The 15829-nt window shown below is 56.4% G+C and carries 14 protein-coding genes and 2 tRNA genes; 1 reads left to right on the top strand and 15 read right to left on the bottom strand.

The genetic code is table 11. From position 1 onward, the window contains the following. Nucleotides 1-24: 24 nt before the first annotated feature. The 15 genes from pnp to rlmE form a co-directional block, all read right to left on the bottom strand. The gene (gene pnp, locus AAHA41_RS00955; protein ID WP_201930345.1) at nucleotides 25-2166 is read right to left on the bottom strand and encodes a polyribonucleotide nucleotidyltransferase; all 2142 of its coding nucleotides are present in this window, start codon (nucleotides 2164-2166) and stop codon (nucleotides 25-27) included. Nucleotides 2167-2335: 169 nt separating this feature from the next. Then, nucleotides 2336-2605: a 30S ribosomal protein S15 gene (gene rpsO, locus AAHA41_RS00950; RefSeq protein WP_005338797.1), complete on the bottom strand. Its 270-nt coding sequence runs from the start codon at nucleotides 2603-2605 to the stop codon at nucleotides 2336-2338. Nucleotides 2606-2750: 145 nt separating this feature from the next. After that, on the bottom strand, nucleotides 2751-3701 hold the full coding sequence (truB, locus tag AAHA41_RS00945; RefSeq protein ID WP_033114162.1) for a tRNA pseudouridine(55) synthase TruB: 951 nt from the start codon (nucleotides 3699-3701) through the stop codon (nucleotides 2751-2753). A 1-nt stretch (nucleotide 3702) separates the two neighbouring features. Further along, entirely contained in the window at nucleotides 3703-4140 is a 438-nt protein-coding gene (gene rbfA / locus AAHA41_RS00940) for a 30S ribosome-binding factor RbfA (RefSeq protein ID WP_041207984.1), read from the bottom strand. Nucleotides 4141-4195: 55 nt separating this feature from the next. Then, nucleotides 4196-6898 (bottom strand): translation initiation factor IF-2, encoded by a 2703-nt coding sequence (gene infB / locus AAHA41_RS00935; protein ID WP_041207983.1) that lies wholly within the window; start codon nucleotides 6896-6898, stop codon nucleotides 4196-4198. A 24-nt stretch (nucleotides 6899-6922) separates the two neighbouring features. Next, nucleotides 6923-8422 carry a transcription termination factor NusA gene (nusA, locus tag AAHA41_RS00930; protein WP_041207982.1) on the bottom strand — a complete coding sequence of 500 codons (1500 nt, stop codon included), beginning with the start codon at nucleotides 8420-8422 and terminating at the stop codon, nucleotides 6923-6925. A 14-nt stretch (nucleotides 8423-8436) separates the two neighbouring features. Then, on the bottom strand, nucleotides 8437-8895 hold the full coding sequence (rimP, locus tag AAHA41_RS00925; RefSeq protein ID WP_005343544.1) for a ribosome maturation factor RimP: 459 nt from the start codon (nucleotides 8893-8895) through the stop codon (nucleotides 8437-8439). 166 nt (nucleotides 8896-9061) lie between these two features. Beyond that, a tRNA-Met gene (locus AAHA41_RS00920) sits at nucleotides 9062-9138 on the bottom strand. 91 nt (nucleotides 9139-9229) lie between these two features. After that, a tRNA-Leu gene (locus tag AAHA41_RS00915) sits at nucleotides 9230-9314 on the bottom strand. A 7-nt stretch (nucleotides 9315-9321) separates the two neighbouring features. Then, nucleotides 9322-9648: a preprotein translocase subunit SecG gene (gene secG / locus AAHA41_RS00910; protein WP_005343541.1), complete on the bottom strand. Its 327-nt coding sequence runs from the start codon at nucleotides 9646-9648 to the stop codon at nucleotides 9322-9324. Beyond that, nucleotides 9649-10413 carry a triose-phosphate isomerase gene (gene tpiA / locus AAHA41_RS00905; protein ID WP_104015568.1) on the bottom strand — a complete coding sequence of 255 codons (765 nt, stop codon included), beginning with the start codon at nucleotides 10411-10413 and terminating at the stop codon, nucleotides 9649-9651. It abuts the gene before it with no gap. Between the two features lie 131 nt (nucleotides 10414-10544). Beyond that, a complete protein-coding gene (gene glmM / locus AAHA41_RS00900) occupies nucleotides 10545-11879 on the bottom strand; it encodes a phosphoglucosamine mutase (RefSeq protein ID WP_323068527.1) in 1335 nt (444 codons plus the stop codon). Nucleotides 11880-11894: 15 nt separating this feature from the next. Then, on the bottom strand, nucleotides 11895-12740 hold the full coding sequence (folP, locus tag AAHA41_RS00895; protein ID WP_255935469.1) for a dihydropteroate synthase: 846 nt from the start codon (nucleotides 12738-12740) through the stop codon (nucleotides 11895-11897). Between the two features lie 60 nt (nucleotides 12741-12800). Beyond that, the gene (gene ftsH / locus AAHA41_RS00890; protein WP_041207977.1) at nucleotides 12801-14753 is read right to left on the bottom strand and encodes an ATP-dependent zinc metalloprotease FtsH; all 1953 of its coding nucleotides are present in this window, start codon (nucleotides 14751-14753) and stop codon (nucleotides 12801-12803) included. A gap of 45 nt (nucleotides 14754-14798) precedes the next feature. Further along, nucleotides 14799-15428, bottom strand: coding sequence for a 23S rRNA (uridine(2552)-2'-O)-methyltransferase RlmE (gene rlmE, locus AAHA41_RS00885; RefSeq protein ID WP_033114154.1), 630 nt, complete (start codon nucleotides 15426-15428; stop codon nucleotides 14799-14801). Nucleotides 15429-15525: 97 nt separating this feature from the next. On the opposite strand from rlmE, the gene yhbY reads away from it, so the two are divergent. After that, nucleotides 15526-15822, top strand: a complete 297-nt coding sequence (yhbY, locus tag AAHA41_RS00880; protein ID WP_033114153.1) for a ribosome assembly RNA-binding protein YhbY — start codon at nucleotides 15526-15528, stop codon at nucleotides 15820-15822. The last annotated feature ends 7 nt before the right edge of the window (nucleotides 15823-15829 follow it).

Here is a 15829-nt window from a genome sequence, read left to right as displayed (position 1 = left end):
TCAGTCCGGTTTCAGGCAAGCAGATTACTCTGCAGCAGGTGCTTCAGCAGCGACCGGGGCATCGGCAGCCGGAGCAGCTTCGGTCGGGGCGTTCGCTTCCTTGATGGAGAGACGTACGCGGCCCTGACGGTCCACTTCCAGTACCTTCACCTTCACCACGTCACCGATCTTCAGGTAGTCGGCTACGTTCTGCACGCGAGCGTCGGTGATCTGGGAGATATGAACCAGACCATCCTTGCCCGGCAGGATGTTGACGAAAGCACCGAAGTCAGCCAGACGAACAACCTTGCCTTCGTAGATGCGGTTCACTTCGATCTCGGCGGTGATGGCCTCGATACGGCGGATCGCTTCTTTGGCAGCGTCACCGTCAACGGCGGCGATGCGGACAGTACCGTCATCATCCAGCTCAATGTTGGTGCCGGTCTCTTCGGTCAGAGCACGGATCACGGAGCCACCTTTACCGATGACGTCCTTGATCTTCTCCGGATTGATCTTGATGGTGTGGATGCGCGGAGCGAAATCGGAGATCTCGGCACGCGGCGCCTGGATGGCTTCGTCCATCACTTTCAGGATGTGCAAGCGAGCACCACGAGCTTGCTTCAGGGCAATCTCCATGATCTCTTTGGTGATGCCTTCGATCTTAATGTCCATCTGCAGTGCGGTCACACCTTCGGTGGTACCGGCAACCTTGAAGTCCATGTCGCCCAGGTGATCTTCGTCACCCAGGATGTCGGACAGCACGACGAAACCTTCTTCTTCCTTCACCAGACCCATGGCGATACCGGCAACGGAGGCCTTGATCGGCACACCCGCGTCCATCAGCGCCAGAGAGGAGCCACACACGGAGGCCATGGAGGAGGAACCGTTGGATTCGGTGATTTCAGAAACCACACGAACCACGTACGGGAACTCGTCTGCGCTCGGCATCACAGCCGCAACACCGCGCTTGGCCAGACGGCCGTGACCGATTTCACGACGCTTCGGGCTACCCATCATGCCGGTCTCACCGACACAGTATGGCGGGAAGTTGTAGTGCAGCATGAAGCGATCGGCGCGGTTGCCGGTCAGCTCATCGATGTTCTGGGCGTCACGCTCGGTACCTAGGGTCGCAACGACCATGGCCTGAGTTTCACCACGGGTGAACAGGGCAGAACCGTGAGCACGCGGCAGAACGCCGGTAGCAACGGACAGGGCGCGGATCATTTCGGGATCGCGACCATCGATACGCGGCTCGCCACGTACGACACGACCACGAACGATGCGGCTTTCCAGGCTGTGGAACTCTTCGCCGATCTTCTTGGCATCTTCTTCCACACCGGAAGCGATCACCTGCTCAACCACGCGACCTTTGATGGCAGCGATGGTTTCGTAGCGAACAGCCTTCTCGGTGATGCGGTAGGCTTCACCCAGCTCGGCAGTCGCCAGCTCGGCAACCTTGGCTTTCAGCTCTTCGTTGACGGCAGGAGCAGCCCAATCCCACGGCTTGGTGCCGACAGAGGCAGCAAACTCGTTGATGGCGGAAATCACGGTCTGCATCTGCTCGTGACCGTATACAACGGCACCCAGCATTACCTCTTCAGAGAGGATGGCCGCTTCGGATTCAACCATCAGCACGGCGTTGGCAGTACCGGCAACAACCAGATCCAGATCGCTCTGCGGCAGTTCGGTGGTGGTCGGGTTCAGTACGTACTGACCGTTCATGTAGCCCACGCGAGCTGCACCGATCGGGCCGCCGAACGGGATACCGGAGATAGCCAGCGCTGCAGAGGCACCGATCATGGCAACGATATCGGGGGAGACAGCCGGATTCACGGACATTACGGTCGCAACGACCTGAACCTCATTGAAGAAGCCTTCCGGGAACAGCGGACGAATAGGACGGTCGATCAGGCGGGAGATGAGGGTCTCACCTTCGCTCGGACGACCTTCACGACGGAAGAAACCACCCGGGATACGACCAGCAGCATAGGTACGCTCCTGATAGTTAACGGTCAGCGGGAAGAAATCGCGGCCGTGATCAGCCTCTTTCTTGCCGACAACGGTCACAAATACGCAGGTATCGTCCATGCTGACCATAACGGCCGCAGTGGCTTGACGGGCCATCACACCGGTTTCCAGTGTGACGGTGTGTTGACCGTACTGGAATGACTTTACAATAGGATTCACGTGAATTTCCTTTTTACAATTTGGCTCTTTAAATTCGCGCACAAGTATACTTGATTCGATGCAAAAGGTAAGCGGCGACACGAATTCTGTGAGGGCGGCGACAACCTGCGAAGAGCAATAAAAAAGGGGAACCCGGAGGTTCCCCTTTTTCGCGAAATCTGATGGTCGATTAACGACGCAGACCCAGCTTGGCGATCAGAGCAGCATAACGCTCGGAATCTTTACGCTTCAGGTAGTCCAGCAGCTTACGACGCTGGGAAACCATGCGCAGCAGACCGCGACGACCGTGGTGATCCTTGGAGTGCTCCTTGAAGTGACCTTGCAGATGGTTGATCTGGGCAGTCAGCAGGGCAACTTGCACTTCGGGGGAGCCAGTGTCGTTGGCGCAACGAGCGTTGTCAGCAACGATTTGAGCTTTGATCTCAGCATTTAGAGACATGGTAATACTCCAGTAGAGTGTTTAAAGGTTCACAGCCAATCTCTAATTCAGCCGTGAAATGAGGGCGGTATAATAATCGTCCCCGCCCCTTTTCGCAATGATAAAGAGGCGAAACGGGAAAGAGATGCCCTATACCGCCAGAGGATCACTCCTCGTCGTGATAACGCACCAGTCGCTTGGGCGCGACACGGCCATCATCATCAATCTCACCGACACCGATGAACTCGCGCTCCGGGCCGACTGTCATGCGAACCTGACCGCTGGCCGGAGCCCCCGGTACCTGCACCGCCTGCCCCTGATTCACATAGGCAGCGACTACCGCCAGCATGTTCACCTCGGGCAGGGATGCCACGGCAGTATCCATCGGCAGCAGCAGCGGATCGAGCACTTCGCGCGGCGGAATGGTCTCGTTCTTGGCCTGTTCGAAGATGCACTCGAGCTGCTCCAGGGTCAGCATCCGCTCATAGGGATAGCTGGCAACCTGGGTGCGGCGCAGCTGGGTGACGTGAGCGCCACAGCCCAGTACCTCGCCCAGATCATCGACCAGAGAGCGAATGTAGGTGCCCTTGCTGCAGTGCACTTCCAGCTTCACCTCGTCCCCTTCGAAGCTGATCAGTTTCAGCTCGAAAATGGTGATGGGACGGGCTTCCCGCTCAATCTCGATCCCCTCGCGGGCATACTCGTAGAGCGGACGGCCGTTGTGCTTGAGCGCGGAGTACATGGAGGGTACCTGCATGATCGGGCCGCGGAACTGGTCCAGCGCCTCGATCAGGGTCCCCACAGCCACATTGACCGGACGGGTCGCAACCACTTCACCATCGGAATCGCTGGTGTTGGTGCGCTCACCCAGTTTGGCCGTCACTTCGTAACGCTTGTCGGCATCCAGCAGATACTGGGAAAACTTGGTGGCCTCGCCGAGGCAGATCGGCAGCATGCCGGTCGCCAGCGGATCCAGCGCACCGGTATGACCGGCCTTGGCGGCGTTATAGATACGCTTGACCTTCTGCAACACATCGTTGGAGGTCAGGCCGGTCGGTTTGTCCAGCAGCAGAATGCCGTGAACATCACGGCCCTTGAAACGACGTCTTCGAGTCATCTCAGCCTTTATCCTCAGCGTTATCATCCGCAGCCACATCGGACTCTTCGTCACGACCCGACTCCGCCATGCGGCGCTTGTCTTCACGGATGGTATTGGTCACCAGGTTGGAGAGACGCATCCCCTCAACCAGCGTCTGATCATAGAAAAAGCGCAGCTCGGGCACCACGCGCAGACGCATGGCACTGCCCAGCAGGCTACGGATGTAACCAGCCGCTTCGGTCAACGCCTTGAGCCCTTCATTGATGCGCTCGGCATCATTTTCCAGCTGCAAGAAGGTGACATAAATCTTGGCGTAGTTAAGGTCACGGGACACTTCCACATCGGAAACGGTCACCATGCCGATGCGCGGGTCTTTCACCTCGCGCTGCAGGATCAGCGCGATTTCACGCTGGATCTGCTGTCCGACCCGACGGGTCCGGCTGAATTCTCTGGCCATATTCTATCCTGCGATAAAAGGGGGCCATGGCCCCCTATTTTGTCTGACTCTCGGCTTACAGAGTCCGTTGGATTTCAACGGTCTCGTAAACTTCGATCTGGTCGCCTTCGCGTACGTCGTTGTAGTTCTTGACCGCGATACCACACTCGTAGCCGTTCTTGACTTCGTTGACGTCATCCTTGAAGCGACGCAGGGATTCCAGCTCGCCTTCATAGATAACCACGTTGTCGCGCAGAACGCGAATACGGTTGGAGCGCTTGACCACACCTTCGGTAACCATACAGCCGGCAACTGCGCCAAACTTCGGTGATTTGAAGACGCTGCGCACTTCGGCCAGACCGATGATCTCCTGACGATACTCGGGAGCCAGCTTGCCGCTCATGGCCTGCTTCACTTCGTCGATCAGGTCATAGATGACGGAGTAGTAACGCAGATCCAAGCTCTCGGCTTCGATAACCTTGCGAGCAGAAGCATCGGCACGGACGTTGAAGCCAACCAGGATGGCGCTGGAGGCAGCAGCCAGAGTCGCGTCGGTTTCGGTGATACCACCTACGCCGGAACCCACGATCTTCACCTTCACTTCGTCGGTGGAGAGCTTGACCAGCGCATCGCAGATCGCTTCCACAGAACCCTGTACGTCGGCCTTGATCACCACGTTCACTTCGGATACTTCGCCTTCGGTCATGTTGGAGAACATGTTCTCCAGCTTGGCCTTCTGCTGGCGAGCCAGTTTGACTTCGCGGAACTTGCCCTGACGGTAGAGCGCTACTTCACGGGCTTTCTTCTCGTCACGAACTACAGTCGCTTCGTCACCGGCAGATGGAACACCGGACAGACCCAGGATTTCCACCGGCAGGGACGGACCCGCTTCCTTGATTTCGCGGCCCAGTTCGTCACGCATGGCACGGACACGACCGTATTCGAGACCACACAGAACGATGTCGCCCTGACGCAGAGTACCTTCCTGAACCAGCACGGTCGCAACCGGACCACGGCCCTTGTCGAGGAAGGATTCGATGACCACACCGTTGGCCATGCCGTCGACTACGGCTTTCAGCTCCAGCACTTCGGCCTGGATCAGAATGGCTTCCAGCAGGTCGTCGATGCCCTGGCCGGATTTGGCAGAAACGTGCACGAACTGGCAGTCTCCACCCCAATCTTCGGACATGACGTTGTAACGAGCCAGCTCGGTCTTGACGCGGTCCGGATCTGCTTCCGGCTTGTCGATCTTGTTGACCGCAACAACCAGCGGCACACCGGCAGCCTTGGCGTGCTGGATAGCTTCGATGGTCTGCGGCATCACGCCGTCGTCAGCTGCAACAACCAGAACAACGATGTCGGTCGCCTTGGCACCACGAGCACGCATGGAGGTAAACGCCGCGTGACCCGGAGTATCCAGGAAGGTGATCATGCCGCTGTCGGTCTGAACGTGGTAAGCACCGATGTGCTGGGTAATACCACCGGCTTCGCCAGCAGCAACCTTGGCCTTACGGATGTAGTCCAGCAGCGAGGTCTTGCCGTGGTCAACGTGACCCATGATGGTCACAACCGGCGCGCGCGGCTTGGCTTCGGAGGTCTCGTCACGATCGGACAGTACCGCCTCTTCCAGCTCGTTCTCGCGACGCAGCACAACCTTGTGACCCATCTCCTCGGCGACCAGCTGAGCGGTCTCCTGGTCGATCACCTGGTTGATGGTGGCCATGGCGCCCATCTTCATCATCGCCTTGATGACTTCAACACCCTTGACGGCCATCTTGTTGGCCAGCTCGGCCACGGTGATGGTCTCGCCGATGATGACGTCACGGTTGACGGCAGCTGCCGGCTTGTTAAAGCCGTGCTTCATGGCGTTCGGGGTAGCAACCTTGCCACGCTTGCCCTTGCGAGCGCGCGGATCACGGGAGTTGCGGTCGTTGCGATCATCGTCGCGACGGCCTACTTTCTTCGGACCTTTGGCGGCAGCGGCAGTACGACGGCTGCTCTCTTCCTTGCGATCCAGCTCATCTTCAGCAGCCTGGGCGTGCTTGGAAGTGGTCACATGGTAGTCGCTGCTCTCTTTGGCGCGAGCGGCTTCTTCTTCAGCCCAGCGGGCTGCATTCTGCTCTGCCATGACACGAGCCTCTTCGGCTTTCTTGGCGGCGAGCTCTTCAGCTTTTTGCAAAGCTGTCTGTTCCTGTTGGCGCTTCAGTTCTTCTGCTTCGCGCTTGGCCATCTTTTCTGCCTCTTGCTGAGCTGTGCTACTGGCTGCTTTGGCGGGCTGTTGAGCCTGTCGAGCCTTTTGTTGTGCCTCGATTCGCGCCTTTTCCTCAGCTTCACGACGAGCCTGCTCAGCCTCACGGCGAGCCTTCTCTTCCGCTTCGAGACGGGCCTTGTCTTCGGCCTCGCGACGAGCTTTTGCTTCTGCTTCCAAACGCGCTGTTTCCTCGGCTTCCGCCTGACGCTGTTCTTCTTCCAGCGCCGAACGTCTTACATAGGTGCGAGATTTGCGTACTTCTACCTGCACTTCTTTGTTCTTGCCGCCAGTACCCTGCACACTGATGGTGCTTTTGGTCTTGCGCTGCAAAGTCATGCGAGCAGGAGCGGCAACCTCGTCACCACCATGCTGTTTCTTCAAGTGTGCCAGCAGAGTCTGCTTTTCAGACTCGCTAACCATGTCGTCGGCCTTGCTCTTGCTGATACCGGCATCGACAAATTGCTGGAGAAGACGATCAACCGGTGTGTCGATGTCAGTGGCAAGTTGTTTGACTGATACTTCTGCCATTCATTTTCCTCCGTTTGATCTTACTTAAGACTGCTCTTCTCCGAACCAACAGATATTGCGAGCAGCCATAATGAGCTCACCAGCCTTCTCGGCAGTCAGCCCTTCAATACCAGCAAGGTCATCAATGCCTTGCTCAGCCAAATCTTCCAGGGTACCAACACCACGACCGGCCATGGCGTAAGCCAGTTCGCGACTCAGACCGTTCAGATTGAGCAGGTCTTCAGACGGCTCGACGCCATCGAAGGACTCCTCTTTGGCCAGCGCCTTGGTGGTCAGTGCATCTTTGGCACGCTTGCGCAGCTCTTCGACCATGTCTTCATCCAGACCGTCGATAGCCAGCAGTTCATTGACCGGAACGAAGGCGATCTCTTCCAGAGTGGAGAAGCCCTCTTCCATCAGCAGGCCGGCGAAATCGTCGTCGATGTCCAGAGTGCTGGTGAACAGGTTCATGATGCGGTCGTTTTCAGCCTGGTGCTTGGCACGCATGTCCTCGACGGTCATCACGTTCAGCTCCCAACCGGTCAGCTGGGAGGCCAGACGCACGTTCTGACCGTTGCGGCCGATGGCCTGAGCCAGGTTGGCGGCTTCCACGGCGATGTCCATGGTGTGGTTGTCTTCATCAACGATGATGGAAGCCACATCGGCAGGCGCCATGGCATTGATCACATACTGGGCGGGGTTGTCATCGTACAGCACGATGTCAGCGCGCTCACCGCTCAACTCGGCGGAGACAGCTTGCACACGGGCGCCACGCATACCGATACAGGCACCGATCGGGTCGATACGACGATCGTTGGTCTTCACCGCGATCTTGGCGCGGGAACCCGGATCACGGGCCGCGCCCATGATTTCGATCATCTCTTCACCGATTTCCGGTACTTCGATGCGGAACAGCTCTTTCAGGAAGTCAGGGCTGGAGCGGCTGACGAACAGCTGGGAACCACGCGCTTCCGGACGTACTGCATACAGCAGGCCGCGCACGCGGTCACCCGGACGGAAGGTTTCACGCGGCAGCATGTCGTCGCGGAAGATCACGGCCTCGGCATTGCTGCCCAGATCCAGGATCACGTTGTCGCGGTTGCTCTTCTTGACCACACCGCTGATGATGGTGCCTTCTTTGTCCTTGAACTGGTCAACGACTTGTGAACGCTCGGCTTCGCGCACTTTCTGCACGATAACCTGCTTGGCAGTCTGGGTAGTAATACGGTCGAAGGTGACAGAATCGATCTGGTCTTCAACGTACTCACCGATCTGGATCTCCGGCTGCTCGATTTGGGCTGCTTCCAGAGTGATCTCGGCGTAAGGGTTCTCCATTGCGGCTTGATCCGCAATCACCACCCAACGGCGATAGGTGTCGTAGTCACCGGTCTTGCGATCGATTTCAACGCGCACTTCAATCTCGCCTTCATATTTCTTCTTGGTCGCAGTCGCCAGCGCAGTCTCCAGAGCCTGGAAGATCTTCTCGCGGGGTACAGCTTTCTCGTTGGATACTGCGTCAACGACCAGCAAAATCTCTTTATTCATATCCGATAGCCTCGTTAACCAAAGTTCGGCACAATGTTCGCTTTTTGGATATTGGTGAAAGCCAACACTTCGTCCTTACCATCTACCGTCAGAGTGATCATGTCGCCCTGTACAGCTTTGATTACGCCTTTGAACTTGCGGCGGTTGTTTGTTGCCATCCGAAGCGTTACCGCCGCCTCTTGGCCAACGTATTTTTCGAACTGGGCAACCTTGAACAGGGGGCGATCCAGACCCGGGGAAGATACCTCGAGGTAATACTCCTCGGTGATGGGATCTTCTACGTCCATAATGGCGCCAACCTGATGGCTGACCTCAGCACAGTTCTCAACGGTCACGCCCTGCTCGCCGTCGATATAGACGCGCAAGGTGGAGTGTTTACCCGCGCGGATAAACTCAATACCCCAAAGTTCAAAACCCAAGGCAACGACCGGAGCCTCGAGCAGATCGGTCAAACGTTGTTCCAACGTAGCCAAAGTCACCCTCCGAAAAACAAAAAAAGGGCATAAAGCCCAGATAGAGATCGATTCAGAGTAAATCGCACATAACAAAAAGCCCCGATGTCAAATCGGGGCTTGGCGCTTTACCCTGATTGTCGCCTCGCAGCGACCGCCTTCCTGAGCGTAGGAAATGCGTGAAATTTGGTTGCGGGGGCCGGATTTGAACCGACGACCTTCGGGTTATGAGCCCGACGAGCTACCATGCTGCTCCACCCCGCGTCCGAAATCGTGCGAGATTATAGCCACTTCATTCTTTCTATACAAGACTGACTTGGCTATAACATCCCGGTTACCCGGGTCACTGCTTAATTGGTGCCGTGGGCGGGACTCGAACCCGCACACCCTAGAGCACTACCCCCTCAAGATAGCGTGTCTACCAATTCCACCACCACGGCAAAACTCTTACTCGGGAACGTCAGTATCTTTCTTCACTGGCGCTTTGGTCTGCTCAACCTGTTGGGTTTGTTGCAGATTTTCCCATTCACTGCCCTGTTTGACCTTGTTGCTGGACATAGAGCCAAGCACCAAGCTGATTACGAAAAACAGAGTAGCCAAAATCGCTGTTGTTCGGGTCAGGAAACTGCCTGAACCACTGGAGCCGAATACTGTGTTCGATGCCCCTGCGCCGAAGGAGGCGCCCATATCAGCCCCTTTACCTTGCTGAATCATCACCAGACCAATCAGAGCCAGTGAAACCAGCAGATAAACGACCAAAAGAATCTCGTACATTTAACTTGCACCCTTTGCCGCTTCAACAATTCCTAAAAACGCATCGCTATCGAGACTCGCTCTACCTATCAAACCGCCATCTACGTCGGGTTGGGCAAACAAATCTCTCGCATTGGTCGGCGTCACGCTCCCACCATAGATGATTCTGATCTTCTCACCTATTACCGGAGTATCCTCCGCCAAGCGACCACGAATAAAGGAATGAACCTCTTGTGCCTGCTCGGGTGTGGCGCATTTACCTGTACCTACAGCCCAAATCGGCTCGTAGGCGATGATAGCATTATCGAAAGCCATCGCGCCATTTTTCTCTATGACGATGTCCAGCTCTTCTGCGATGACCTCGAAGGTTCTTCTCGCTTGCCTTGCTGCACCTGACTCCCCCAAACAGAGGATGGGAATCAGACCTGCCGCTCTGGCTGCCGCAAACTTCTCTGCGACGATAAAGCTGGTCTCACCAAAGAGACGCCTGCGCTCGGAGTGCCCTACCAATACGTATCGACACCCTGCCTCGACCAGCATCTCACACGAGACTTCACCCGTGTAAGCGCCCGTCTCGTGCTGGCTCACATTCTGAGCCCCCAACCTTATCATCTTCTGCTCATTGAGCATTGAAGCGGTAAAGTCGAGATGCACATGGGATGGACAGAGAACAACATCTACATCACCATCAACACCTTTCAGGCACTGACTCGTAAACTGCTCTAACTGCGACCTACTACCGTGCAACTTCCAGTTGGCTGCTACAAACGGCTTGCGATGTCCCATCGGCAACTCCCTTGCGAAAGCGGGGCTGATAATATCCAGAGGATTGTCAGCTGACAAGTGCTATTTTCATTTTTTTGAATCGATTGAACAAGATACAACCAGGGCGGCTAAAAAGCCGCCCTGGACGCTCATTAAAACGCCGATTCGACCTGATCGGCAATGCGCTGAGCCATATCACGCACCTGTTGCTCGTGCTCCCCTTCCACCATAACCCGGATCAGCGGTTCGGTACCTGATTTACGCAACAGCACTCGGCCACGACCGCCCAGCTCCTGTTCAACCTTGGCGACCTCCTGCTTGACTGCTTCTGCAGCCAGCGGATCCTTGCCTTCGGCAAAGCGAATATTCACCAGTACTTGCGGGAACTTGCTCATGCCGGAGCGCAACTTGGCCAGCGGCATCTCGGCACTGCGCATGGCAGTGAGCACCTGCAGGGCGGCAACAATGCCATCACCCGTGGTGGTCTGATCAAGACAGATGATGTGACCGGAGTTCTCGCCACCGATACGCCAGCCCTTCTCTTCCATCATTTCCAGCACGTAGCGGTCGCCCACCTTGGCACGGGCAAACGGGATACCCAGGGTTTGCAACGCCAGTTCCAGACCCATATTGGCCATCAGGGTACCGACGACACCGCCCTTGAGACGACCGTTGCGCAAAGCATCCCGCGCGATGATATAGAGGATCTCGTCACCGTCGATCAGATAGCCGGTGTGATCCACCATGATCAGGCGATCACCGTCACCATCGAATGCCACGCCGAGATCCGCCTTGCACTCCAGCACCTTGGCAACCAGTGCCTCGGGCGCAGTCGAGCCAACGCCATCGTTGATATTGAGACCATCCGGAGAGCAGCCCATGGTGATCACTTCGGCCCCCAATTCGCGGAACACAGAAGGCGCGATATGGTAGGTTGCCCCATGACCACAATCGACTACCATCTTCAACCCGTCCAGATTCATGTTGGAAGGGAAGGTGCTCTTGCAAAACTCGATATAGCGGCCCGCGGCATCATCAATACGCAGCGCTTTGCCGAGCTCGGCAGATTCGACGCACTTGAGCTCGTGATCAAGCTCGGCTTCAATAGCCATCTCGACATCATCTGGCAGTTTGGTACCGTCAGCGGAGAAGAACTTGATGCCGTTGTCATAGAAGGGATTGTGCGAGGCGCTGATAACGATGCCGGCCTCGGCACGGAAGGTGCGGGTCAGGTAGGCAACGGCCGGAGTGGGCATGGGGCCCATCAGTATGGCTTTGAGACCGGCGGCAGAGAGACCCGCTTCCAGCGCTGATTCCAACATATAGCCAGAAATTCGGGTATCTTTGCCAATCAGCACCTTTTTGGTGCCCTTCTTGGAGAGCACCTTGCCCGCGGCCCAGCCCAGCTTCATTACAAAATCAGGAGTAATGGGATATTCGCCGACTTTGCCGCGCACACCATCTGTGCCGAAATACTTTCTTGCCATTGTCTGTTCTCTTTTTTATCTGGAAATGAAATCTTGTCCCGTCATGGCCTGCCAGCCAACCCGCAACGCATCCATGGTCTCCCGCACATCGTGAACCCTGATGATCCTGGCTCCGTGCTGCATGCCTATAAGGGCACAAGCCAGACTGCCAGCCAGACGTTCACCCACAGGGCGGTTCAGCAGGTTGCCTATCATAGACTTTCGCGACATTCCCACCAAGAGCGGAAGACCGTAGTCAAGCAACTCTCGCTGGGCGGCCAGCAGCTGATAGTTGTGTACCAGCGTCTTGCCAAAACCGTAGCCCGGATCCAGCAGCAGCTGCTCACGGGCTATCCCGGCGGCCAAGCAGGCTGCAATCCGTTCGTCAAAGAAGGCTTTCACCTCCCCTACCAGGTCGTCATAGTACGGCTCGACCTGCATGGTTCTCGGCTGCCCCTGCATGTGCATCAAGCAAACCGGAACACGCGCTTCAGCGGCAGCATCAAGCGCTCCCGGCTCCAGCAGCGCCCTCACATCGTTAATCAAATGAGCCCCAGCCTTGCAGCCTTCTCTCATTACTACCGCCTTGGAGGTGTCAAGCGAGAGCATCACATCACATTCGCTCACCAGTCGTTCAACAACCGGGATAACCCTGTCCAGCTCCTCCTGCTCACTCACATCCGGCGCTCCCGGACGGGTCGACTCGCCACCGATATCGATAAGGGTCGCCCCATCCGCCACCATTTGACGGGCATGGGCCACAGCCCGTTCAATCTGGTTGAAATGGCCGCCATCGGAGAAGGAGTCGGGAGTCACATTGAGGATCCCCATCACCTGGGGACGTTCGAGGGAGAGGCTAAGCCCCTTGCTAATCAGCTGCATCTTCACTTCCATTCGCAAAATAAAAACCCCGGGCAAGCCCGGGGTTTTCAACAACAGGATTTATTTAGCCGGGATGTCGTTGGCTTTGTCGATATTGGCATCCGCAACCGGAGCACTCTCGTCCGCAGCTGCCGGCTTGGGCTCTGCTGCAACAGTTGATCCGCCTTGTGGCGTATCTCCGTGCTCGTCGTGCCAGTTGCTCGGGGCGCGAACCTCGCGGCGAGCCATCAGATCATCGATCTGCTTGGCATCGATGGTTTCGTACTTCATCAGCGCATCTTTCATGCTGTGCAGTACATCCATGTTATCCAGCAGGATCTGCTTGGCGCGGTCGTAGTTGCGATCAATGACCTGCTTCACTTCGGCATCGATGATACGAGCAGTGTCGTCTGACATGTGCTTGGCCTTGGCCATGCTGCGACCGAGGAACACCTCGCCATCTTCTTCCGCATAAAGCATCGGGCCGAGACGCTCGGACATACCCCACTGGGTCACCATTTTGCGCGCGATATCGGTAGCTCGCTCGATATCATTGGACGCACCGGTCGATACCTTCTCGGCACCGTAAATCAGCTCTTCCGCCAGACGACCGCCATACAGGCTGGAGATCATGGACTCCAGATGCTGTTTGGAGTGGCTCCACCGATCTTGCTCAGGGAGGTACATGGTTACACCCAGCGCACGGCCGCGCGGAATGATGGAGACCTTGTAGACGGGATCATGATCAGGAACTACACGACCTATAATGGCGTGACCAGCTTCGTGATAGGCCGTCATCTCCTTCTCGGACTCTTTCATCACCATGGAGCGGCGTTCTGCGCCCATCATGATCTTGTCCTTCGCCTTCTCGAACTCAGCCATGGAGACCACTCGGCGACTTTCGCGAGCTGAGAAGAGCGCAGCTTCGTTGACCAGGTTGGCCAGATCAGCACCGGAGAAACCCGGAGTACCACGCGCAATCAGCGCCGGGTTGACGTCATCAGCCAACGGAACCTTGCGCATGTGCACTTTCAGGATCTGTTCACGACCACGAACATCTGGCAGACCAACCACAACCTGACGGTCGAAACGGCCCGGACGCAGCAATGCCGGATCCAGTACGTCAGGACGGTTGGTAGCAGCAATGACGATGATGCCTTCATTGCCCTCAAAGCCATCCATCTCGACCAGCATCTGGTTCAGAGTCTGCTCACGCTCATCGTGACCACCGCCCAAACCGGCGCCACGCTGGCGACCGACGGCGTCGATTTCATCGATGAAGATGATGCAGGGGGAGGATTTCTTGGCCTGCTCGAACATGTCGCGTACCCGGGAGGCACCGACACCTACGAACATCTCCACGAAATCGGAACCCGAGATGGTGAAGAAAGGCACCTTGGCCTCACCCGCAATGGCCTTCGCCAGCAGGGTTTTACCGGTACCGGGAGGACCTACCAGCAGTACGCCGGTCGGGATCTTGCCACCCAGTTTCTGGAATTTGCTGGGGTCGCGCAGATAATCGACCAGCTCCTTCACCTCTTCCTTGGCTTCGTCGCAACCAGCTACGTCAGCAAAAGTGGTCTTGATCTGATCTTCACTCATCAGGCGAGCCTTGCTCTTGCCAAACGACATGGCACCTTTGCCACCGCCGCCCTGCATCTGACGCATGAAGAAGACCCAGACACCGATCAGCAGCAGCATCGGGAACCAGGAGATGAAGATAGAGGTCAGCAAAGACGGCTCTTCCGGCTTCTCGCCCATCACTTTGACGTTGTGATTGAGCATGTCGTTGAGGAGCTGGGGATCCGGCGCCGGAATGATGGTGGTGAAACGCTCACCAGTACGCTTGACGCCATTAATGACCTTACCGTCCATCCGCACTTCACGGATCTGCTCTTGGGTCACCTCTTTAACGAAGCTGGAATAGTCCAGCTGGCGACTGGAGGTATCGCTGGGGCTGAAGCTATTGAACACCGACATCAACACGACGGCGATGACCAGCCACAGGATTAAATTTTTCGCCATGTCACTCAAATCAGTAACCTCGCAGACTGACAGTTAACGATGAAGGTTAGGGTACTACAGTTTAAAACCGGTAGCCACAATGTAGACTTCCCGTGAACGAGCGCGGGACGAGTCTGGTTTACGAATCTTGACAGTGGTAAAAAGTTGACGAATTTCATTGAGATAGGCATCAAACCCCTCTCCCTGAAACACTTTCACCACGAAACTGCCGTCACCACGCAATACCTGATTGCACATGTCCAGCGCCAGTTCGACCAGATACATGGAACGAGCCTGATCCACCTGCTGGGTACCGCTCATGTTTGGCGCCATGTCGGACATGACGACATCTACCTTGTCCGGGCCTACCCGTTCCAGCAGCGCGCCCAGTACAGCTTCCTCCCGAAAGTCGCCCTGAAGGAAATCGACACCGGCGATGGAATCCATCGGCAGAATATCGCAGGCGATCACCCGCCCCTTGTCACCGACCTGGTCGATGGCGAACTGGGACCAGCCACCGGGGGCCGCCCCCAGATCCACCACCGTCATGCCCGGCTTGAGCAGTTTGTCCTTGCCCTGGATCTCGTCGATCTTGAACACGGCACGGGATCTCAGTCCCAACTTCTGGGCTTTTTTGACGTATTGATCGTCAAAATGCTCTTTTAACCAGCGGGTTGAACTGGGGGAATGTTTTTTCTGGGTCATGATAATCGACTTTAAAAAACCACAAGGGTTATTAGTATTAAGGGCTAAGTGGGGGTAGAATACGCCCCTTTCAACCCTGACTTATGAAGAAATTGCGATGATTCTCAACAACAAACAGAAACAGTACCTCAAGGGCCTTGCCCACAGCCTCAAACCTGTCGTCCTGCTGGGTCAGCATGGTCTGACCGAAGGCGTACTGGCCGAGATCGATCTGGCACTGAACCATCACGAGCTGATCAAGGTTAAGGTTGCGTCTGAAGATCGTGAGATGAAACAACTGGTTATGGATGCCATCGTCCGTGAAACCGGTTCAGTCAAAGTACAGAGCATGGGCCATGTGCTGACCATTTATCGTCAGGCCAACGAACCCAAGATCCAGCTGCCCCGCAAATAAAAGGAAA

It is taken from the genome of Aeromonas sp. SER (assembly GCF_038739615.1).
GTDB lineage: Bacteria > Pseudomonadota > Gammaproteobacteria > Enterobacterales > Aeromonadaceae > Aeromonas > Aeromonas jandaei.
This window is presented reverse-complemented; position numbering and strand designations above follow the sequence as displayed.

Bases quoted from the DNA above. Each gene is read 5' to 3' on its own strand.
- rlmE (WP_033114154.1), bottom strand. From the start codon at position 15,428: ATGACCCAGAAAAAACATTCCCCCAGTTCAACCCGCTGGTTAAAAGAG.
- rpsO (WP_005338797.1), bottom strand. From the start codon at position 2,605: ATGTCTCTAAATGCTGAGATCAAAGCTCAAATCGTTGCTGACAACGCT.
- infB (WP_041207983.1), bottom strand. From the start codon at position 6,898: ATGGCAGAAGTATCAGTCAAACAACTTGCCACTGACATCGACACACCG.
- secG (WP_005343541.1), bottom strand. From the start codon at position 9,648: ATGTACGAGATTCTTTTGGTCGTTTATCTGCTGGTTTCACTGGCTCTG.
- rbfA (WP_041207984.1), bottom strand. From the start codon at position 4,140: ATGGCCAGAGAATTCAGCCGGACCCGTCGGGTCGGACAGCAGATCCAG.
- glmM (WP_323068527.1), bottom strand. From the start codon at position 11,879: ATGGCAAGAAAGTATTTCGGCACAGATGGTGTGCGCGGCAAAGTCGGC.
- truB (WP_033114162.1), bottom strand. From the start codon at position 3,701: ATGACTCGAAGACGTCGTTTCAAGGGCCGTGATGTTCACGGCATTCTG.
- nusA (WP_041207982.1), bottom strand. From the start codon at position 8,422: ATGAATAAAGAGATTTTGCTGGTCGTTGACGCAGTATCCAACGAGAAA.
- yhbY (WP_033114153.1), top strand. From the start codon at position 15,526: ATGATTCTCAACAACAAACAGAAACAGTACCTCAAGGGCCTTGCCCAC.
- folP (WP_255935469.1), bottom strand. From the start codon at position 12,740: ATGCAGCTGATTAGCAAGGGGCTTAGCCTCTCCCTCGAACGTCCCCAG.
- tpiA (WP_104015568.1), bottom strand. From the start codon at position 10,413: ATGGGACATCGCAAGCCGTTTGTAGCAGCCAACTGGAAGTTGCACGGT.